This is a genomic window from Nodosilinea sp. LEGE 07298 (genome assembly GCF_015207265.1).
In the GTDB taxonomy this organism is placed as follows: Bacteria; Cyanobacteriota; Cyanobacteriia; order Phormidesmidales; family Phormidesmidaceae; genus Nodosilinea.
This window is the reverse complement of record NZ_JADEXE010000023.1, coordinates 20471-40406: the sequence shown is the minus strand read 5'-3', so window position 1 is coordinate 40406 and position 19936 is coordinate 20471. Positions and strand designations below refer to the sequence as shown.

The 19936-nt window shown below is 53.7% G+C and carries 19 protein-coding genes; 8 read left to right on the top strand and 11 right to left on the bottom strand.

The window, feature by feature from the left end; genetic code table 11:
- Positions 1-657 (bottom strand): SH3 domain-containing protein (locus tag IQ273_RS05315; protein WP_194022130.1); only part of this gene is annotated, 657 nt, incomplete at its 3' end.
- Positions 658-789: 132 nt separating this feature from the next.
- Positions 790-1023 (bottom strand): NfeD family protein, encoded by a 234-nt coding sequence (locus IQ273_RS05310; protein WP_194022129.1) that lies wholly within the window; start codon positions 1021-1023, stop codon positions 790-792.
- A gap of 465 nt (positions 1024-1488) precedes the next feature.
- On the opposite strand from IQ273_RS05310, the gene IQ273_RS05305 reads away from it, so the two are divergent.
- The 7 genes from IQ273_RS05305 to IQ273_RS05275 all read left to right on the top strand — a co-directional run bounded on the left by IQ273_RS05305 (position 1489) and on the right by IQ273_RS05275 (position 9327).
- Positions 1489-2844: a nicotinate phosphoribosyltransferase gene (locus IQ273_RS05305; RefSeq protein WP_194022128.1), complete on the top strand. Its 1356-nt coding sequence runs from the start codon at positions 1489-1491 to the stop codon at positions 2842-2844.
- 45 nt (positions 2845-2889) lie between these two features.
- Complete coding sequence (locus IQ273_RS05300) at positions 2890-3519, top strand: nicotinate-nucleotide adenylyltransferase (protein WP_194022127.1); 630 nt, start codon at positions 2890-2892, stop codon at positions 3517-3519.
- A complete protein-coding gene (locus IQ273_RS05295) occupies positions 3480-4226 on the top strand; it encodes an NrtR DNA-binding winged helix domain-containing protein (RefSeq protein ID WP_194022126.1) in 747 nt (248 codons plus the stop codon). The genes IQ273_RS05300 and IQ273_RS05295 overlap by 40 nt, the downstream gene beginning before the upstream one ends.
- Before the next feature lie 9 nt (positions 4227-4235).
- Positions 4236-5204: a DNA methyltransferase gene (locus IQ273_RS05290; RefSeq protein ID WP_194022125.1), complete on the top strand. Its 969-nt coding sequence runs from the start codon at positions 4236-4238 to the stop codon at positions 5202-5204.
- A 100-nt stretch (positions 5205-5304) separates the two neighbouring features.
- On the top strand, positions 5305-7104 hold the full coding sequence (locus IQ273_RS05285; protein ID WP_194022124.1) for an NAD+ synthase: 1800 nt from the start codon (positions 5305-5307) through the stop codon (positions 7102-7104).
- 95 nt (positions 7105-7199) lie between these two features.
- Positions 7200-8573: a (Fe-S)-binding protein gene (locus IQ273_RS05280; protein ID WP_194022123.1), complete on the top strand. Its 1374-nt coding sequence runs from the start codon at positions 7200-7202 to the stop codon at positions 8571-8573.
- 64 nt (positions 8574-8637) lie between these two features.
- Positions 8638-9327, top strand: a complete 690-nt coding sequence (locus IQ273_RS05275; protein WP_194022122.1) for a PAP/fibrillin family protein — start codon at positions 8638-8640, stop codon at positions 9325-9327.
- On the opposite strand, the gene IQ273_RS05270 is transcribed toward IQ273_RS05275, so the two are convergent.
- The 5 genes from IQ273_RS05270 to IQ273_RS05250 all read right to left on the bottom strand — a co-directional run bounded on the left by IQ273_RS05270 (position 9328) and on the right by IQ273_RS05250 (position 13847).
- Positions 9328-10404 (bottom strand): carboxylesterase, encoded by a 1077-nt coding sequence (locus IQ273_RS05270; RefSeq protein ID WP_194022121.1) that lies wholly within the window; start codon positions 10402-10404, stop codon positions 9328-9330.
- 6 nt (positions 10405-10410) lie between these two features.
- Positions 10411-11148, bottom strand: a complete 738-nt coding sequence (locus IQ273_RS05265; protein ID WP_194022120.1) for a PHP domain-containing protein — start codon at positions 11146-11148, stop codon at positions 10411-10413.
- 258 nt (positions 11149-11406) lie between these two features.
- The gene (locus tag IQ273_RS05260; RefSeq protein ID WP_194022119.1) at positions 11407-11742 is read right to left on the bottom strand and encodes a DUF3082 domain-containing protein; all 336 of its coding nucleotides are present in this window, start codon (positions 11740-11742) and stop codon (positions 11407-11409) included.
- 128 nt (positions 11743-11870) lie between these two features.
- On the bottom strand, positions 11871-13319 hold the full coding sequence (locus tag IQ273_RS05255; RefSeq protein ID WP_194022118.1) for a YdiU family protein: 1449 nt from the start codon (positions 13317-13319) through the stop codon (positions 11871-11873).
- A 165-nt stretch (positions 13320-13484) separates the two neighbouring features.
- On the bottom strand, positions 13485-13847 hold the full coding sequence (locus IQ273_RS05250) for a hypothetical protein (protein ID WP_194022117.1): 363 nt from the start codon (positions 13845-13847) through the stop codon (positions 13485-13487).
- Positions 13848-14292: 445 nt separating this feature from the next.
- Between IQ273_RS05250 and IQ273_RS05245 the strand changes: the two genes are divergently transcribed.
- Positions 14293-15120: a macro domain-containing protein gene (locus IQ273_RS05245; protein ID WP_194022116.1), complete on the top strand. Its 828-nt coding sequence runs from the start codon at positions 14293-14295 to the stop codon at positions 15118-15120.
- A 10-nt stretch (positions 15121-15130) separates the two neighbouring features.
- Here IQ273_RS05245 and IQ273_RS05240 read toward each other — a convergent pair whose 3' ends face one another.
- The 4 genes from IQ273_RS05240 to IQ273_RS05225 all read right to left on the bottom strand — a co-directional run bounded on the left by IQ273_RS05240 (position 15131) and on the right by IQ273_RS05225 (position 19659).
- Positions 15131-17530, bottom strand: coding sequence for a DUF4062 domain-containing protein (locus tag IQ273_RS05240; RefSeq protein ID WP_194022115.1), 2400 nt, complete (start codon positions 17528-17530; stop codon positions 15131-15133).
- Positions 17531-17824: 294 nt separating this feature from the next.
- On the bottom strand, positions 17825-18106 hold the full coding sequence (locus IQ273_RS05235) for a DUF433 domain-containing protein (RefSeq protein WP_194022114.1): 282 nt from the start codon (positions 18104-18106) through the stop codon (positions 17825-17827).
- An 87-nt stretch (positions 18107-18193) separates the two neighbouring features.
- On the bottom strand, positions 18194-18742 hold the full coding sequence (locus IQ273_RS05230; protein WP_194022113.1) for a GAF domain-containing protein: 549 nt from the start codon (positions 18740-18742) through the stop codon (positions 18194-18196).
- A 425-nt stretch (positions 18743-19167) separates the two neighbouring features.
- The gene (locus tag IQ273_RS05225) at positions 19168-19659 is read right to left on the bottom strand and encodes a hypothetical protein (RefSeq protein ID WP_194022112.1); all 492 of its coding nucleotides are present in this window, start codon (positions 19657-19659) and stop codon (positions 19168-19170) included.
- Positions 19660-19936: the final 277 nt, after the last annotated feature.

Here is a 19936-nt window from a genome sequence, read left to right as displayed (position 1 = left end):
AGTCGGGGCTGGGTCATTTCGAATCGGGCCGCTGTACTGGAGGTAACTGCTATCGACCCAGTTGCCGCTGGTCAGCTGCGCCCAGCCCACGTTAAAGCGCCCGGTGAGTGGAATGCGGCTACCGTTGACGAACTGCCCCACCACCGGGTACTCGCGGCCGGAGCCAGAACGAATGTTGAGGGCAAAATTTTGCGGAGTGATTACCGTGGCCAAATTGCGATCGTCTACCGCAGGTGGATCGGTAGGCACCGTTCCCACCGGTGCGGCGCTGACCAGATTACCTGCTACCCAGGTGGCGTCGACCAGCTCTACCCAACCGTTGCGGCGCGCCCCAGATACCTGTAACACGCTGCCCCGCCGCACCCGGCGATAGATGCCGTTGTTGGTGCTAGGCCCCCAGCGCACATTGAGAGCGTAGCCTGGAGGCGTGGCAACATAGACCGTGCTACCCCAGCTTTGGCCGACAGCCACCGCTGGGGCACTCAGACCAGTGCCCAATAGACTAGTGCCCAAAACGATCGCCCCCGCTGCGACAGCAACGGCACGAGGTACCCGTAGCCTCTCGTGCGCGGGGGGAGCCGTTAGCGGCGGATTGTGGTCAGTATCTAGGTCAGCTTCCCAGACTAGCCACAGCAGGTTTTGGGCCAGGCTCTCCATAGGTCAACGATGGTGGCAGAAAAATTAGACAAAACCACCTTAATCATAGCGGTTTTTGCTGTATCCCTGGAATTATTGCCAAAAATGCGGCCATGCGGCCTGGGCTGATTAATCAGTCCAGGCCACATCGGTCTACGCCGCTGCCAGGGGCGGCACAATTAGCAGGGTAAGCCCGTAGCGGCCCACCACCGTCACCCAGCTTGACGGAGCTAGAGCGGTACCAGCATCAATGACGCCTTCGTAGACCCGCGCGGGCCAGTAGGTGCCTTGATAGTAGACCCGTCCCTCTAGCTGAGCGGAAATAGGGCAATCTACCCGGGCGGCTTTGGGGTGATCAAACAGTTCCAGCGTGTGGGTCAGATTCATCGCTATCCTCCCAATGGTTTTTAAGTAAAGTGTTTTGTGCTTACTCGTAAGTGCTGCTTGGGTACTGCCTGTGACAGACCGAGTGGTGTAGCGATATGTAGGCTCGGCGCTCCTATCTCTAGCTGGTGAGCTAGCTGGTGCGATCGGGGGCTTAGCCTGTGGTCTTGCCTCCTTAGCTCTAGCCGATGCTCTGAGCCAGGGCTGCTATAACCCAGTAATGATGGACGATAGAGGGTATAGCACTGGCTTAGGGATATTCCTATGACAGATTTTGAATTGTTTGTTGCCGCAGGCTCAGCAGCAGCAGCAGCCACTGCCCTAATCCAGCCCTTGGACGAGCTTTAACGGTAGAAGTCACCAAAACCAAGGCAATTTTCAAGCAAGATTAAGTCAACAAACCCTCCTGGCTGCACGACAATCACAAAATAGTTATGGTATAAACAACTAAAATACCCGCACCTCTCGATGACTTATCCAGCGCTTCTGGCCGCTCCCGAAGACTACGGCTTGCTGACCGATCTGTACCAGCTCACGATGGCAAGCTGCTATGCGGGTGAGGGCACGGCCGATCGCCGGGCCAGTTTTGAGTTGTTTACCCGCCGCTTGCCCAGCGGCTATGGCTACCTGATTGCCATGGGGCTAGCCCAGGCGATCGACTACCTGGCTAACCTGCGGTTTTCAGCGCGCCATCTGGAGGCTCTGCGGCAAATGGAGTTGTTTGACCACGCCCCGGCTGAGTTTTGGCAGCGGTTAGAAGATGGGGTATTTACGGGCGATGTGTGGGCGGTGCCAGAGGGCACGGCAGTGTTCGCCAACGAGCCGCTGCTGCGAGTTGAGGCCCCCCTATGGCAGGCCCAAATTGCCGAGACCTACTTGCTCAACACCCTCAACTACCAGACTCTGGTGGCCACCCGCGCCGCTCGGCTGCGGGACGTGGCCGGGCCAGCGACGAAGCTGCTGGAATTTGGCACCCGTCGCGCGTTTAGCCCCCAAGGGTCGCTGTGGGCGGCGCGGGCGGCCCTGGCGGCGGGGCTAGATGAAACCTCTAATGTGTTGGCGGCGATCGAACTGGGGCGCAAACCAGCGGGCACTATGGCCCACGCCCTGGTGATGGTCTTTGCCGCCCTAGAGGGTCACGAAGACGATGCCTTTGCGGCTTTTCAGCGCTACTTTCCGGGGGCGGCCCTGCTGATTGATACCTACGATACGGTAGCGGCGGCAGAACGGTTGGCGGGCCAGGTACCGCCGGTAGCAGCGGTGCGGCTCGATTCGGGTGACCTGGTGGAGCTGTCGAAGGCGGTGCGATCGCACCTGCCTGAGGCTAAAATCTTTGCCAGCGGCGACCTGGATGAGTACGAAATTGATCGGCTACAGCGGGCAGGGGCTACCATCGACGGCTATGGCCTGGGCACCAAACTGGTAACCGGCGACCCGGTCAATGGCGTGTATAAGCTGGTCGATATCGACGGCATAGCGGTAATGAAAGAATCGAGCCACAAGGCCACCCTGCCGGGGCGTAAGCAAGTTTTTCGGCGCTACGACGGTGGGCAAGCGGTGGGCGATCGCCTCGGCCTGGTAGACGAGACCGCTGCCCCCGACGAGCAGCCCCTCCTGCAGCTCGTCGTCAAGCAGGGGCAGCCACTGCAGGGGTTAGAATCGCTGGATGCGATCGCCGCCCGCACCGCCGCCTCGGTAGCTAGCCTGCCGTTATCTGTGCGCCAGTTAAAGCATCCGGCCACCTACGCGGTGGCGCTATCCGATGCGCTGGATGATTTAGCGGCCCGCACCCGTCGCCGTCCATCACCGCTACGCCGGCACTAAGCCTGGCTCCCCCTGACCTCGCCTGATCTCGCCGATCGCCGCCCTATGGATTGCCCTGAAACGCTCCACATCGCCCTGTTTGGCACCAGTGCTGACCCGCCGCACCGGGGGCACGCCGCCATTTTGGCCTGGCTAGCCACTCAGTTCGACCATGTAGCCGTGTGGACAGCGAACAACCCCTTCAAGGCGCACCAGACCGATTTGGGCGATCGCTTTCGCATGCTGGAGCTTTTAATCGACGAACTAGACGTGCCCCCCGGACAGGTGCAGGTCCACCCCGAACTCAGCCACATGCGCACCGTCGTCACCCTGGAGCGAGCCCAGCAAATTTGGCCTGGTGCCCAGTTCTCTCTGATCGTTGGGGCCGACTTAGTCGAGCAGTTACCCACCTGGCACCGGGTCGACGAAATCTTCGCAGCGGTTAACATTCTGGTTATCCCTCGCCCCGGTTATGACCTCACCGAGGCCGGGCTGGCCAGTCTGCGGCAGCGTACGCAGGTCGCCGTAGCGGCCATGCCCGCGATCGATGTGTCGTCGTCTCGCTACCGCCAGTGCGACGATGATGCCAGCTCCTCCAGTGCCCCCAAGCTCACCCCAGCGGTGCAGGCCTACATTGCTCAACACCACCTCTACCCATGTCCGCAAAACTCCAACGAACCTCTGACCACCCCCTAAGCCCGGTGCCCCTGGCCGACTTTAAGGTGGGGGTCGACAACGTAATTTTTTCTGTAGATACTCAGCAAAACCGGCTGCTGGTGCTGGTGGTTATGCGCCCTGATACCCCCTTTGCAGGCTACTGGAGCCTGCCCGGTACCCTGGTGCGCCAGGGCGAATCGTTAGAAGACGCCGCCTACCGAGTGCTGGCCGAAAAAATTCGGGTCAACACCCTTTATCTGGAGCAGCTCTATACCTTCGGCGGCCCCGATCGCGACCCCCGCGAGTCGCCGACTGCCTTTGATGTGCGCTACCTCTCCGTCAGCCACTTTGCCCTGGTGCGCTTCGAAGATGCTGAACTGATCGCCGACGGCGTCAGCGGTATTGCCTGGTACCCGCTGGCCCAGGTGCCCCAGCTCGCCTTCGACCACAACGAAATTTTGGCCTACGGCTACCGCCGTCTGCGCAACAAGCTAGAGTACAGCCCAATCGCCTTCGACGTGCTGCCCGAAGTCTTTACCCTGGGTGACCTCTACCAGCTCTACGTCACCGTTTTGGGAGAAGGTTTTTCCGACTATTCCAACTTTCGCGCCCGGCTGCTCAAGCTGGGCTTTTTGCAGGATACCGGCTGCAAAACCTCGCGCGGGGCCGGGCGACCCGCCAGCCTGTATCGGTTCGATGCCGACGCCTTTGAGCCCTGTAAAGACAAGCCGATGGTGTTTATTTGATTTGTAATGATGAAAGTCAGAGCACCTAAAAATCGAACTATAGACCTCACTGATGAAGATCGAGATAGATTTTCGCCGGGTTTAATCAGCCTGAATGGCGATCGATCTACCGCCGACATTCTCAATAAAACCATCTGTCAGGATGTGTTTGGTGCCCTACGTCATCTGCCCCAGACTTTTGTCGATTTGCTGATTGTTGATCCGCCCTACAACTTGACTAAAGACTTCAACGGCAAGAGGTTTAAGCAGTGCGATCGCGCCACCTACGCCGACTGGCTAGATCGCTGGATTGCTCAGCTCATACCCCTGCTCAAACCCAGTGCCTCTGCCTATTTTTGCGCCGACTGGGCCACCTCAACAGCCATGTATCCAGTTCTAGAAAAATACTTTTTGATTAAAAATAGAATTACTTGGGAACGTGAAAAAGGGCGCGGTGCCCAGGCCAACTGGAAGAACGCTAGCGAAGATATTTGGTTCTGCACGGTATCTGAACATTACACCTTTAATGTGGATGCGGTGAAGCTTAAGCGTCAAGTGATGGCTCCCTACCGAAATTCAACCGGCCAACCCAAAGACTGGGACGACAGCGGCTCAGAACACTATCGCCTCACCCATCCGTCTAACCTGTGGACTGACATTACCGTGCCCTTTTGGTCAATGTCCGAAAACACCGATCATCCGACGCAAAAACCCGAGAAACTCGTTGCCAAACTAATTCTCGCCAGTTCTAAACCCAATGATGTCGTCTTTGACCCATTTCTCGGCAGCGGTACAACCTCGGTGGTGGCCAAAAAGCTGGGGCGGCGGTATGTGGGTATTGAGCAAGATGTTGACTACTGCTGCCTGGCTGAGAAGCGGTTGGCGCTAGTCAATTTAGATCCCAGCATTCAGGGTTATGCCGATGGCGTGTTTTGGGAGCGCAATACCCTGGCTGCCCAGCGCCACCGCCCTAAAAAAACCATACCCACTGAAGCCTGAGAATTTACCGCTGCTTCGACTCCGCTCAGCCAGCGATAAATTCTCAGGCAAACTACCGCTAGCGTTTTGGTCGAAATTCCTTTTTTATCCGTTAACTCCTATGAAATTTGCGATCGCCCAGCTTAACCCCACCATTGGCGACCTGACCCACAATGCTCAGCAGGTGCTCGATGCCGCCCGCCAGGCCGATCGATTGGGAGCCCAGGTCCTGGTCACAACCGAGCTGGTGCTGTGCGGCTACCCACCCCGCGATCTGCTGCTGCGACCGGGCTTTATCCACGCGATGGCCGAGACCCTAGACAATCTGGCGAGGGATCTACCACCTCATCTAGCGGTGCTGGTCGGCTACGCTGCCGCCAATCCCAAAGCCCGCTACTCTGGCGAAAAGCCTTTGTTTAACAGCACGGCCCTGCTCCAGGGTGGCCGGGTGCAGCAGGTGTTTCACAAGCAGCTGTTGCCCACCTACGATGTTTTCGACGAAAACCGCTACTTCGCGGCGGGGCAGGGGCCAAGCAGCTTTACCCTACCCTGCGGCGACTGGGGCATTCGGGTGGGCGTCACGATCTGCGAAGACCTGTGGAACGACGAAGAGTTTTGGGGCGGGCGCAGCTACCCTCGCAACCCGATCGCCGATCTGGCCGGTGAAGGCGTCGATATCGTCATCAACCTCTCCGCCTCACCCTATTCGGTCAATAAAGCCCAGCTCCGCTCCGCCATGCTGGCCCACAGTGCGGCCCGGTTCCGCTGCCCCATTCTCTACGTCAACCAGGTCGGAGCGAACGATGACCTGATTTTCGACGGCACCAGTATGGCCTTTAACCGTCAGGGCGAACTGGTGGCGCGGCTGCCCGCCTTTCAAGCCGGACTGGCGGTGGTGGAGTATGACCCCGTTGGGCACGAGCTGTGCCCGACCGCGATCGCGCCCCTGCCGGTCGATGAAAACGAAGCGCTCTGGTCGGCCCTGGTGCTGGGGGTGCGCGACTATACCCACAAGTGCGGCTTCTCTAAGGCGGTGATTGGCCTTAGCGGCGGTATTGACTCGGCCCTGGTAGCGGCGATCGCTGCTGCGGCCCTTGGCCCCGCTAACGTGCTGGGCGTACTGATGCCCTCCCCCTACAGTTCCGAGCATTCGGTCACCGATGCCCTGGCCCTAGCCCAAAATTTGGGTATAGCCCACCAAACCTTGGCCATCGGCCCGCTGATGGCTGACTACGACCAGGTGCTCGACCCCCTATTCGCAGACACTAGCCCCGGCATTGCTGAGGAGAATATTCAGTCGCGCATTCGCGGCAACCTGCTGATGGCCATTTCAAATAAATTTGGCCACCTGCTGCTATCCACGGGCAACAAGTCGGAGATGGCGGTGGGCTACTGCACCCTATACGGCGACATGAACGGCGGCCTGGCGGTGATTGCCGACGTGCCCAAAACGCGGGTCTATGCCCTCTGCCAATGGCTCAATCAGCAGGCGGGCCGGGGTGATAGTGGCGCTGCCCCTGGTGATTTGGCAGAACTAGGCGATCGCGCCAGCGCCCTCACCGATGGCCTCATTCCCCAGCACATTCTCGACAAGCCCCCCAGCGCCGAACTCAAGCCCGGCCAGGTGGACCAAGACTCTTTGCCCTCCTACGACGTGCTAGATGACATTTTGGAACGCCTAGTGCAGCGCCACGAGTCGGTGGCCGACATGGTTGCCGCTGGCCACGATGCTGCCGTGGTCGACAAGGTGGTGCGGCTGGTGGCGCGGGCTGAGTTCAAGCGGCGGCAGGCTCCGCCCGTGCTCAAGGTCACCGATCGCGCCTTTGGTATGGGCTGGCGCATGCCGATCGCCAACCGCTGGACCAGTGAGGTACAAGCCATAGCCCAGCCGTCCGACCCTGAGCCACTGTTGCAGACCTAGATTCCCTATGGTTGGCATTGCAGGATTTTTGCGGCAGGGCGGCAAAAGCTGGGAGCGATCGCGCTAGCCTAAACATAGCCCTTACCCGCGTCTCCATGCCGACCTCAGAGTCTTCAGCGCCCCTCGCTTGGCCCACAGCCGCCAGTGTGGCCAACGGCTTCGATGCCCAGCACCCTCCCGACCCCAAGCTGATCGATGCCTGCGTGCACTGCGGGTTTTGCCTCACCACCTGCCCCAGCTACCGGGTGCTCGGCACCGAAATGGACTCACCCCGGGGCCGCATTTATTTAATGGATGCGATCAACACTGGCGAAGCGCCCCTGTCGGCCACTTCAGCGAAGCACTTCGACTCGTGCCTGGGCTGTCTGGCCTGCACTACTGCCTGCCCCTCGGGGGTGCAGTACGACCAGCTGATTGCGGCGGTGCGGCCCCAGGTCGAGCGCAACCACAGTCGGCCTTTGCCAGAGCGGCTGGTGCGATCGCTGATCTTCAGCCTGTTCCCCTACCCCACCAGGCTGCGGGCCATAGCGGGGCCGCTGTACCTGTACCAAAAGCTGGGCATTTCCAAGCTGGTGCAGAAAACCGGGCTGCTGGCCAAACTTTCCCCCAGCCTAGCGGCGATGGAGTCGCTGCTGCCCCCAATCACTGCCGAGAGCTTTCAGGATGACCTACCCGAACTCATCCCGGCGGTGGGCGAAAAGCGCTACCGGGTGGGCATGGTGTTGGGCTGCGTGCAGCGGGTGTTTTTTTCCGATGTGAATGCCGCCACGGCGCGGGTGCTGAGTGCTAACGGCTGCGAAGTGGTAATTCCCCACGCGCAGGGGTGCTGCTCGGCGCTGCCCGCCCACCAGGGGCAAGAGGCCCAGGCCCAAACCCTGGCCCGCCACATGATCAACTGCTTTGAGGCTGCTGGGGTCGATTTTGTGGTGATCAATGCAGCGGGCTGCGGCCACACGCTGAAGGAGTACCACCACATCTTGCAGGATGACCCGGAGTACCGCGATCGCGCCCAAGCCTTTGTCGACAAAGTTAGAGACGTACAGGAATTTCTGGCCCAGGTAGGGCTAACAACGCCCCTGCACCCGATCACCGAGGGCACCCTGCCCGTCGTCTATCAAGATGCCTGCCACCTGCTGCACGGCCAAAAAATTAGCCTACAGCCTCGCCAGCTGCTGAAGCAAATTCCCGGCGTCACCCTGCGGGAACCCATCGATGCAGCGCTGTGCTGCGGCAGCGCTGGGGTCTACAACATGCTGCACCCCGACGTTGCTACCGAGCTGGGCCAGATGAAGGTCAAGAACCTGCTGAATACGGGCGCGGCGCTGGTGGCCTCCCCCAACCCCGGCTGCTCGCTACAGATTCAGCAGCACATGGCCGATCAAGATCGCACCATGCCTCTCTTTCACCCCATCGAGCTACTGGATCACTCCATTCGCGGGGTGCCGCTACCCTTGGAGAATCATGGCTGACCCGACGGGGGTATCCTAAAACTCTAGGCCGCAATCCGGCCATCCCCTTCATGTCTCTGCCACAATGACTCCCGTTCATCAACGCCGCCTTCAGCTCAAAACCCAGCTGCTCCAGCAGATCGAGACCCTGGAACCCGAGGATGCCATCCTGCCTGCCGAGCACCCTGCGATCGATCAAATTATCTGTGAATTAGAAACGCTCAACCCGATCGATCAGCCCCTGCGCCAGGAGCACTGGCCCATGCTGTTGGGGTCTTGGGCGCTAGTGTACGCCTCGCGGGGCACGGTGGTCACGCGCCGTATCAGTCGCCAGTTCCCAATACCCGTAGGCATTCAGCGGGTGTGGCAGCGGTTGACCGGCCCTGAAGGCGATGGCGCTGCGATGGTCAAAGGCCGACCCCTGGGGGCGATCGCCAATCGAGTTTCGGGGGCGATCGCTAAAGACTGGCCCCTGGGAGCGATCGCCACCGAAAATGGGGCCGTGCTCTCGCTGCCGTTTCTAGGCGAACTCACCGCCACCGCCCAGGGCATTTGGCAACCCTTCGAGGAAGGCGAAAGCGCCCGCGTTAGTTTTGGGGCGATTAGCGTGCAGGCCACCCGCCTGCTGGGCATCACCGGGCTAAACCTACCCCAGATCACCGTACCGGTGCTAGAGTTTCTGCGCCAGGAAGCCCTGTGGATTACCTCCTACCTGGATGAAGATCTGCGGTTTGGGCGCGGCGCTACGGGCAACTTGTTTGTGTTTCGGCGGTAGTTAGCGATCGCGCGGCGATCGCCACCCCCTCTGCCGACTGTCCAGTTCGCGCTTCACCGCGATCGCCCATTTGTCGACCATTGTGACCATGGCGGGCATGTCTTTAGACGCCTTGGTCTGCCAGCCCAGATCGGCCACTACAGCGTTGAAGGGGCGATTCTTGGTCATGCGGTAGGCAATTTCTTCGACCTCCGCCCAGGTCAGGTCGCTTTCGACAAAGGCCTGAATCATCACGTTGAGCAGGTGTTGGTAGCGGTTGCCCTCCTGCGCCGTCATCATGGTGTGGGGAATATCGAGCACTTTGTTGAACAGCACGTGCCAGCTGGTGGGCTGGTGCTTGAGGGCGGCGGCAAAAAAGTGCTGATGGTCGAAATTGCTAACCGCCCGATCGCTCTCGCTAGAGATCGTGAAGGTGGGGGCGATCGCAGCCTGTTTGACCCGCTGCTGGCACAGCTGCCCCAGCTCAAGTACGGCCCGCAGCGCCGGGGTCGTAAAGCCTGAGTAGCCTAGCGGTGGCGCTTGGACTGCCGTAGCGGAATTGACGATTTGCTTGGGGGCAGCGGCCCAGGCAAAGTAGGTATCGACTTTTTTCACAAATAGGTCGATCACCCTGCTGCTGGCGCTGAGGTAAGGCGCGCAGAGTACCGCGCGATCGACCTGGGTTGGTTTCTCTAGCGCTAGCCAGGCCGCCAGAGTACCGCCCCCCGACAGGCCGCCCACCACTACGCGATCGCCCAGCAGACTGACCAAATTTAGCCACTGCAGGCCAAACGTTTGGTACACCTCGGGGTCGGTGGGTAGGGGCGGCGGGTTGTCTTTACCCCAGTGGCCAGCCCGACCATGACCGGGCAGCAGCGGGGCTACTACGTTGTACCCCGCCCGGTAAAAGTGCTGGCCAATCCGCTCCATTTGGTAAGGGCCAGCGGTAAAGCCATGAAAAAACAGGCAGACCCGGTCGGTGGGCTGAGGATGCAGCCAAACCCGCGTGTGCAGAGCCTCATCCACCAGGCCGTAGCGAGCTTCTTGCTGCTTTAAATCGTGCTCCAGTACCCGTTTGAGGGTCGCGTAGTCAACCATGAGGGGCTACAGTCGCCGCAGCAGGCTAGGCCCGTGGGTATCGGTGCCGCAGGTGGTCAGCAGGCCGTAGTCTTGGGCAAGCTGCTCGACGGTGGGGGTATGGCGAGGGCAGGGTACCCAGTCTTCGGGGTTGGCGTAGGCGTAGTAAGTTTCTACCCCGTCGATGCCCAGGGCCGCCGCGATCGGAATTAGGGTCTTGGCCGACACCCGATAGCGGGCCGGGTGAGCCAGCACCGCAATACCCCCAGCGGCCTGAATGGCTGCGATTACCGCTGCCGCTAGTTTGGCATCGCCCCGAGGCGCGTAGCTGCGTAGGTAGGGCTCGATCGCGTCGTGGGCAGGCGCAAAACCATAGCCCAAAATGTGCACTTCGGTCTCGGCCAGAAGGGCGGTAATTTCTACGCCGGTAAACAATCGGGGTACGGCCCCCCCCTTACCCCGCTGACGACTGCGCAACGAGGTGGGGTTGCGCCACTGCCAGTCTTCGAGCCAGGCTTTGGCCTGCTGGTAGCCCTTGACGGTGTGGTGGTCGGTAATGGCGAAGGCACTGAGGTTGATATCAACGACCTGCTCCATCAGGCCGGCAGGGGTAAGCTTGCCGTCCGAGCAGGCGGTATGCATGTGAAAGTTGTAGGTGTAGGGGCAGCTGGTTGCATCGATAGCAGTAAAAATTTCTCTCAGCATTTCGGCATCCCCGGTGCGAGGGAGCTGGATAAGGGTGCTGAGACTGTGAGTGACAACCATGAATCTTGGTGTGAAGTGCTGCGTTTTACCTAACGTTCTTTATTAAATATATAACTTTGGTCCGTTGACTGAGGAAAAATTTGTGCTCTGGTCGCTAATTGACCAAAATTTCTGTCTCTCAGCTCGGGTTGGAGCCGTGCTACAGACCTTAATTCGTGCCTAACCATTAGGTTAAAGATATCTTTAACCTAACAAAAATAACCCCGGCAAAGTGTTCGTTACTGACCAATCAAACGCCAGCTTTCCATGGGGAAACGTCTACTGCTCTTTAGAAGGGGCAGCAGGCCGACCCGTCAGTCGCCCCAGGAGGAGCTGAATGCCCAGCAAAAACAGCCCCAGCCCCGCCAAGCCAAAAACCCCCGACCCCAGAGCCGCCATGCCCACTACCAGGGTGCGCACCGCCGCTGAAATGTTAGCCACCGCCGGATTGTCCGATACTACCGGATGGGCCGCAAAGTTGGCGGCAATAGAAAGCATGAGGCGGTAGGCCAACACGGCAATGGTGCCCGCCACGAAGGCCCCACTAAAGCACTGCAAAATTTTGGCTACCGGTGTCGGCGCGAGTGGGCTGGCGGAAGTCGAGTCGTCGGACATGGTTGAGGTTCTTTAGAAGACTGTCTATATATTGCCAAATAAGGACATTGCCAAACGAGGGACATTTGGGTTATCAGAGTCTGTCAATGGGCTGAGAAGGGTTGCGATCGCCTCCTGAATGCGATCGCTTAGCCCTGCCCAAAGGGATGCTGAACTTTGTCGAGTAGTTCGTAAAAAGGCTGCCAGTTGTCGTCAGTGGTAATCGGTTCCCAGATCGCCTCAATCTCGGGGCGCAGGAGCACGGTTTCGGGATTGGTGCACTTCAGCAGCGACGCAACGTTCTCTATCTTCTCGGCATCAAGGCTTTGCAAGCAGCGGTAGTAGGTCTGTCGCCAGCCATCGAGTTGAGAAGCCGCAGCTGCATCTGAAGCGTGCAGGGTGGAACTAAAAATGAGACTGGCATGCTCGCGCCAGGTTGGGGAGAGCTGCTCAGTGAGGGCAAAGAAGAAATCGTGGTAGCCCACGTCTACAGCACTGAGTAGTTCGATGGTTTGGCTAACCAAGGTGGTAGCTAGGTCATCTGCTAAAGATTCAAAGCCCAGCTTGCGGAGCATTCGCTGCTGATAGTAGGCGGCGTAGCGATCTTTGAAGGGTTCTAGGGCGGCTTCTAAATCGGCCTCGGGCATGATCAGCTGGAGGGGTTTTTGCAGCGCCTTGAGATTCATTTGGCAGATCAGCGGCTGGTTGCCGTAGCTGTAGCGCCCGGCGTAGTCAAAGTAGGCGGCGGTAAAGCGCGGGTCGTAACCATCCATAAAAGCAAAGGGGCCGTAGTCGAAGCTTTCGCCCGTGATCGACATGTTGTCGGTGTTGAGTACGGCGTGGCAAAAGCCGACCGACATCCACTGGGCGGCAAGGCGGGCCACGCGATCGCACAACTCCTGATAAAAATGCAAATACCGCTCCTGGGCATCGGTAAACAGCCGCGCCTCAGGGTAGTAAACGTCGATAACGTGCTCTAGCAGCTTGGCGATCAGGTCGGGGCGGTTGAGGTACTCCAGCCGCTCAAAGGTGCCAAAGCGAATGTGCGACTGGCTAAAGCGCACCAGCACCGCCGATCGCGTTGGGGAAGGCTCATCGCCGCGCCATAGGGCTTCGCCCGTTTCGACCAGGGTGAAGGCGCGGGAGGTATTCACCCCCAGGGCGTGGAGCGCTTCGGAGGCCAGCACCTCGCGTACGCCGCCTTTGAGGGTGAGCCTGCCGTCGCCGCCCCGCGAGTAGGGGGTGGTGCCAGAGCCTTTGGTGCCAAAGTCGTAGAGGTTGCCATCGGTGCCGCGCACCTGGCCGTAGAGAAAGCCGCGCCCGTCGCCTAAAAAGGGGTTGTATTCGCCAAACTGGTAGCCGTGGTAGCGCAGGGCCAAAAACGACTCGCGCCCCCGAAATTTGCCAAACGCCTCAATAAAATCTTCGTCGCTGACGGTGGCGGGGTCGAGGCCGAGCAACCGCACCAGTTCGTCGTTGCGAAAGCGCAGAATCTGCTGCGGAAACTCGGCGGCGGGGACGATGTCGTAGTAGTCATCGCCTAGAGACTCCAGGGCGGGTAGGTAGTCGAGGGCAAGCAAGGGGTTGGCGGCGGTCATAGATCTAAGGCGTCAGCAACAGCACTTTAGCAACAAGAGTATTACTTAAGTATCGCAAACTTTTTCCTAAGTCTGGGGTTCGCCCGCCGAGATCCCAGGGTTCTAGCGGGGGCTATGGCCTAGAGACAAAGACCCGCACCAGAACCCTGGGATCTGAGTTGCCCGCTACTCTAGCAGCACGGTTTTGGTCATAATCACCATCCACACTTCGGCTCCGCTCAGTGACCGCTTCTCGGCTCCGCTCGATGACCGCTTCTCGACTCCGCTCGATGACCAGGCGGTTGTTGATCCGTCGGTGATGGGTGGTACGGGGATCGGGTCGCTCCAGTCATTGGGGTCGGCATAGCCGAGAGCATGGAGGATTTTGATGGTGCGATCGATCGCGGCCAGGCTGCCGTAAAGCATATGGCGCACTTTCTCGGGCGTCAGTGGCCTTGCCCCTCGGTCATTTGGCCCAGATTTGGGTGGTAGCGGCAGTGCCCCAGCTTCTTGGTTGTCGCTGGGGTCTGGTTCTAAATATTCAAACATCGGTTCTGTTTCCTTTTATGGTTGCAGTAAGCAAACCCTGCCCCCGCTAGGGGTAGAAGGGCTGAGGAAAACAGAACGCGAAAACCCTAGCCACCCACGCTTGAAGTGCAAACTGAGGGGGCTAGGGTACCATGTGCCTAGCCTCGCAATCTGCTTCGGAGATTTGCGGGGTTAGCTGTCTGTTGGTGTCGCAAGCACCTTCAGACAGCGCTAAAGTTTTCGAGTTCTGTGGAGCCACCGCTCGGGTGAACGGCTTGATGGATGAGTATAGAGGCACGATCACTTCCCGTCAACCACACGACGGGAAAAATTAAAATTCAGATTAATGAGGATAGTAGCGAACACAAACATGGATCGAAAATACAATTCAGATGCCATCTCTTTGATGTAACCTTTAATTTTAATAAGAAAAAACATGAATTTCCAGATATATCTGAAAATTTTTTTGACTATTGGGATTTGGAGAATCGCAACCACTTCTATAAGTATTTTTGGCTTTTTATGGTTGTTGATAGAACCATTAGGACTGTTTATACCTGACGCAATTACATTGGGTTTGAGTGGCTATATTAGCCTATTAGTATCTTCAATGCTAATTTCCATTTTCCTGCGTTTTCCTAAAAAATCTATTTCCAGAAAACTAAGTTCGCCCAACTCAACAATTGAAATAAAGCTGGGCGATATTTTCCAAGAAAAAGGACACTTAGTAGTAGGATTCAATGATGTCTTTGATACCGAAATAGGAGAGATAATTGCGGAACCCAGCGTTCAAGGGCAGTTTTTGTTGAAAGTTTATAAAAGTGAAAAAATAAAGTTAGATACAGATATTGAAGAGGCATTGAAAACTCATAAAGAACGTGGGAAAGAAGATCTCAGCAAACTCAAAGGTAATCAACGTCGTTATCCTATTGGAACAACTATTTCATTAGGAAATTTTGATAGGCGCTATTTCCTTGTCGCTTACGGCTCTATGGGAAACGATTTAAAGATTCAATCCAATGCTGATTGCATTTGGCATTCTCTAAGTAACCTTTGGGAGCAGGTTCGCTTAAAAGGACATGGCGAACAAATATCTATTCCAGTAATTGGTTCAAATCTCGCTCGAACAAATCTCCCAAGAGTAGTATTGGTAAAATTGATAATCACGTCATTTTTAATTGGTTCAAAAGAGGAATTTATTGCTCGCAAACTAACAATAGTTATCCCTCCTCAAGATCTAGAATACGTGAATTTATATGATTTAGAGGACTTTTTGAAAACTGCTGTTTTCTGATATCAAAGTGCTAGTTAAGTTTATGAGTGAGCTTTTGCAAATACATCTGTTTGTAACGAGGTGGTGCATACAGTATCCTGTCAAGCCAGCAGACAATATGGTAGTAATATTGCCCCTCGAGGAGATATTTTGCCAAGAATTCTTCAAGTTCTTGAAAGGAAAACTTTTTGAAAAAGTACTTTAGAATTTGATCATGCATATAAAAGTTTCCCTTCTTCAGGAATGGCTCTAAAGCTCTAAAAACTTCACCTTCATCTCCATTTCTATCCTCAAAGGATTGCATAGCTATTCTGATCAAGTTTGAGCTTTCCGAGTTTATAAGATCAAATGCTGCACCATCAATACCTGGCGAAAGTTTCACAGCCACTTTGGCCGCCAAGTCTGAAAGATCTCCATAGCTATTTTTTGCGATGTTTACTAGGATGATAGCATCAGATTCATCACCATAAATTTCTACTATTTTTATTGCCTCCAACTTGAAATCAATAAACTTATCAGATTCTTCTAAATATTTTCTACCCCATCTAATATCTTGGGCATTTCCATGCAAAACAATTCCTGACAACGCGGCTTTTATGAATTCATATTTGCTATATTTTCTAAATGTTTTCTTGAAAGATTCAATTAATTCATTAATCTGATTTACCTGTTCACCTTCGTTTAAGGAAAGTATTTCTTTAAATTGAATCTCAAGCTTGCTTATAATCTGCATTTCTAAATTCGAAAAGTCGTCTTCCAAGTCGAGCCTGATGCGATCTGAAACGGTTTCAAAATGGTCTGTAGCCAATGCTTTATATGCATTAGCTGCATAAATTGAAGGTGAGTAAATTTCTTCTAGAAGTTTCTCGACTGGAAGCATACGATAGTAAGCTTCTAGTAATGGTGAATTTCCAACATGAAAAATTAAATCTTCGCCCAAAGCTTTTTTGATTTCATCTAAGCTGATATTTCTGCCCATCTTCAAAAGAGCTTCGTAGCAAATTTTCTTTATTAGCACTGAATCGTCATTAATTAAGTCATCAATTTGTCTTTCCGTTAAAATATTTTTGCCTATTAATTCTTTCAGAATGAGCAAGCGAATTTCCGGATTTTGACTTGACAGAGCCTTGAGCATAATTGCATTACTTAAAAAATCGCTCTGCTTTTTGATAGTTTCAACTATTAGTTTTGTGATAGGAAGATTGTTTTCGACCAACTCTACTACAGCTTCATTTAAATTGTGTCTTAAAAGAATGCAAATTCTGGCAGATTCAGCTGCAGAAGATATCAGTAGATCTTCATCGTTACAGGCACTCTTGACTATTGGCAGATCTTCAAGCCTGCCTAATGAACTAAGGTAAGATAACCAAGCAATCCTGACAGGTACTGATTTGTCAACTAAAACTGCGTTCCGAATTTTAAGACGATTGTTCGGCTCTATTGTCAAACAAACTTTTGCTTCTTCAAGTATTTTTATTGCTTGGATACGAAGATCAGAGTCATTATTTGCTTGCGCTAAGTAAAACAATAAAGTTGTTACGTCCAGACCTTGAAGCCAATACCATCCAACCTTTAGATTATTATCATCATCAATCAGTGTTCTTGTAAACTGAAGAATCTCTTCGATAGTTGGTTCTAATTGATCCCGATACTGATAGAGAAGATGTATTTCATGATTACTCAAAAAGTCATCGTAATATTGATTTGATAGCAAGGTTTTGGAGAATAAGCATAAGCGAGCTATTTCAAATCTGTTTAAAGGATTGGATTCTTTTGGAGAACTTAAAGAATGAGAAACATGGGTAACAAGATTAATCAACTGTGTTGTGGCTGCGTCGCTATCTACTTCTGAAGGAGTCTGATTAGGGATGGCAGAAAAATTACTAATTGCGGGGGAAGAAATTTCTATATTAGCTTCAAACTGCTCATCCTGACTTGTCTCTTGGCTAAAATTAAGTACATGTCTCAAAAGCCATTCATCCAATTTATCTCGCCAGTCTTCTGAATTTTTGAACTCCTTGAAAAGAAATTCTTTTGAGCTGACTTGAGTGTCGTAAAACGCTAACACTTTTTTAAGCTGTTCTCCAGGATCTTTTTTTTGTTCAATTTCTACCTCTTTGAAGCACAACCACATGGTTGGATGTTGATTTTTTTGGTGCCTTTGCTTTGCTCTTTCAAATTCCTCTTCGAATCCTGAAGAATACTCTCCAGTTGAAGAACCCCATCTTCTCCATAAAACACCTAAAAAAAGATCACATGAATCAATGTCTTTATTGATAAGCTCTTGAGGTCTTCCAGCGCCTGGCAAAGCATTTTCTCCTTCCCTTAAATCTATTTGCCAGCCAATAGATGAACTCACTATACGATTGACTTTTTTGACAACTTCTCGTGCAACTCGCCTTTCCTCAGAAAGATCGCCAGGAGATGCCAAAAATACAGTAAGAATTTTCCGAGTAGAATGTCGGCTAATCATGTTTTATTATGATCAAATCCAAAATCAATGCTCTTTGCAATCCCTGAAAAGCGATCTGTCGGCTTAATAGGAACAGCGGCAGTCAAACTATTCGAAGCTACTTTTTGGCGAATCTTTTGCGTAGAAGAAGCCTAATTAATCGCATCAGCAACATCCGCACCAATCTGAAACGCAATGGGTTTAATCATAATTCTTCGTCACTAAACACCGATTTTTTCTTTCAGACACAAGACAAGCAAATAAACAAATTGCTCATAAATCTCGAACTAGCGGATCAATCAAATCATCAGAAATACGATTTTGCTCAATATATTGATTGATTTCTTCCTGGTGATCGCTGTAGTAAGTTAACGCACCAAAAATCTGCCCAAGAGTCAGGTGAGGCATCCCTTTAGGGATTTCCTCCGGTGCAATGCCCATTCGCCACGTTTCAACAATGGCCCTAATCGGTGTACGGGTGCCACGGATAATGGGTTCTCCATTGAGAATGTCATCATCTCGCACCACATAAAGGTAGTCGGTCGCTTGAACCATGCTCACCTCCCCAGGCAGGTTGCCTCTATTGTACCGTCGCTTCAAACAGCTTATTACAGACGTGCTGACAAGAGGAATGCCATAAACCTACATATCTACACCACCACGCACCGAAGGAGCCATCGCTAAAGTCTCCGCCCCCTGCTGCATCGCCACAATATCGGCCTCCGCCCAAGGATGAACCCCTTGACAATGGTGAGCCACCAGCAACCCCCATAACCCATCGGGAATTAACACCGGCACAACTAAATTAGCGCGTACCTGCATATTGCGAAGAAAATCGCGATGGCACTCTGCAATGGGCTCAGCTTCAATATCTGCGATCGCCCGCACCCGTCCAGCCAGGTACATTGCAGCATAATCTCCGTTAAAACACTCATCTGGCCCAGTCGAACCAAAAATAGAAAATTGTGGATCGCTCAAGACTTCAAAGGTAACCCGCCCTTTCCAATGGCGATAGAAGTAATATAGCAGCACTCTATCGACCCCGAGTTTTTGTTGCAGATCGCGCGTAACCTGCGTAACCAAATTATCTCGCTCAAGGGTCGTAGCAAGACGGGCAACCACCCGTTTCAAACCAGGATCTGCGTACAAATCTGAGGCAGCATTGAGTTTTTGAGGAAAAGACGGTTGCACAGGTCGGCTCCCTGTAAGGCTTGAAGATAGGGTAAGTATATCAAAATGCCTTTAGCCAGGGTTTGATTACTGTGCTCGCAAATCAATCTCATACCCTTAAGCAATATCATCCTAAAAACTGGTCGCCTAGTTATACCAACAGGCAGAGTTTCTTGTAGTTGACAGTCATCCTTTAGCAAGATGCTGAATGCAGCTAACTTCTATCTTTTAGCCAAATTAAAAAGCAGAAAATTCAAAGACTGTAGTTTTTCTTTTAGGAAAACTACAGTCTTTAAGCTGTAAGTAGGCAAGCGTAATTAAATATAAGTCGATGCAGGTTGGGCTGAGGCACGTAGCTTGCTTCCCGCAGGGTAACCCAATGCCCGCATGGGTTACGCTATCGCTAACCCATCCTACATTTGAATTGGCCAACTCACTTATTCGGTTTAGCCGATCACTTCAAACTCGATTACATCAAAGGCACTGCCTCGCAGAACAGATTCTATTTGCTTACCTCGCAAACGCTTGCCTGTAACACTCTCCATCACACCCTGAACTGCACCCAGCGTAAAGGTTAGTTTGCGGGGAGACCCTTCAGGTTCATCAGCTGAACAAATGGTTTCTCGGCAGTAAACTAAAATCGTTTCTCCAGTTTCGACAATCTTCTCAACAATGCAGAGGCGGGTGCCATCTTTACCCAGCGCAGATTGAAGAATGTTCACCAGTTCATCGAGAGGCATAGCTTTTGCCGCAATGCCCAATTGCTCTGCTACTTGGCGGCCCCGACGGCGACCAGCACCAATCAGCGCGATCGCAGCGGCCTTTTCACCTAAGACTTCTTCGGTGCCAACAACTAAGGCTCTGAAACAAACAATACTGCTAAAGTCGCCAAGTTCAGACCGTAACTGAGCTACAGATGGAATGACAGCAGTGGACATAATGGGTTCCTTGGTCTTTGCCTAGGTATCAATCTTCTGCATTATTCCCAATGCCATCAAGAATGGGCTTCCGTAATTTCCGCCAAACGGCTAACAGTAATTATAAAAACACTCAACTTTTCACATGTTTACAATTCCAATTATTTTTTATCAATGCCGTTACCTGGTAGGGGCACTGCCCTGTCATGCCCAGTCAATCGGGCGTGCGCAGGCAAGGCTTGGTATCAGTACGATTTAGCCTTTTTGAGGTCGGAGCTAAGGGATTTGGATTTGGTAT

Bases quoted from the DNA above. Each gene is read 5' to 3' on its own strand.
- IQ273_RS05310 (WP_194022129.1), bottom strand. From the start codon at position 1,023: ATGAATCTGACCCACACGCTGGAACTGTTTGATCACCCCAAAGCCGCC.
- IQ273_RS05305 (WP_194022128.1), top strand. From the start codon at position 1,489: ATGACTTATCCAGCGCTTCTGGCCGCTCCCGAAGACTACGGCTTGCTG.
- IQ273_RS05300 (WP_194022127.1), top strand. From the start codon at position 2,890: ATGGATTGCCCTGAAACGCTCCACATCGCCCTGTTTGGCACCAGTGCT.
- IQ273_RS05295 (WP_194022126.1), top strand. From the start codon at position 3,480: ATGTCCGCAAAACTCCAACGAACCTCTGACCACCCCCTAAGCCCGGTG.
- IQ273_RS05290 (WP_194022125.1), top strand. From the start codon at position 4,236: ATGAAAGTCAGAGCACCTAAAAATCGAACTATAGACCTCACTGATGAA.
- IQ273_RS05285 (WP_194022124.1), top strand. From the start codon at position 5,305: ATGAAATTTGCGATCGCCCAGCTTAACCCCACCATTGGCGACCTGACC.
- IQ273_RS05280 (WP_194022123.1), top strand. From the start codon at position 7,200: ATGCCGACCTCAGAGTCTTCAGCGCCCCTCGCTTGGCCCACAGCCGCC.
- IQ273_RS05275 (WP_194022122.1), top strand. From the start codon at position 8,638: ATGACTCCCGTTCATCAACGCCGCCTTCAGCTCAAAACCCAGCTGCTC.
- IQ273_RS05270 (WP_194022121.1), bottom strand. From the start codon at position 10,404: ATGGTTGACTACGCGACCCTCAAACGGGTACTGGAGCACGATTTAAAG.
- IQ273_RS05265 (WP_194022120.1), bottom strand. From the start codon at position 11,148: ATGGTTGTCACTCACAGTCTCAGCACCCTTATCCAGCTCCCTCGCACC.
- IQ273_RS05260 (WP_194022119.1), bottom strand. From the start codon at position 11,742: ATGTCCGACGACTCGACTTCCGCCAGCCCACTCGCGCCGACACCGGTA.
- IQ273_RS05255 (WP_194022118.1), bottom strand. From the start codon at position 13,319: ATGACCGCCGCCAACCCCTTGCTTGCCCTCGACTACCTACCCGCCCTG.
- IQ273_RS05250 (WP_194022117.1), bottom strand. From the start codon at position 13,847: ATGTTTGAATATTTAGAACCAGACCCCAGCGACAACCAAGAAGCTGGG.
- IQ273_RS05235 (WP_194022114.1), bottom strand. From the start codon at position 18,106: ATGGTTCAAGCGACCGACTACCTTTATGTGGTGCGAGATGATGACATT.
- IQ273_RS05225 (WP_194022112.1), bottom strand. From the start codon at position 19,659: ATGTCCACTGCTGTCATTCCATCTGTAGCTCAGTTACGGTCTGAACTT.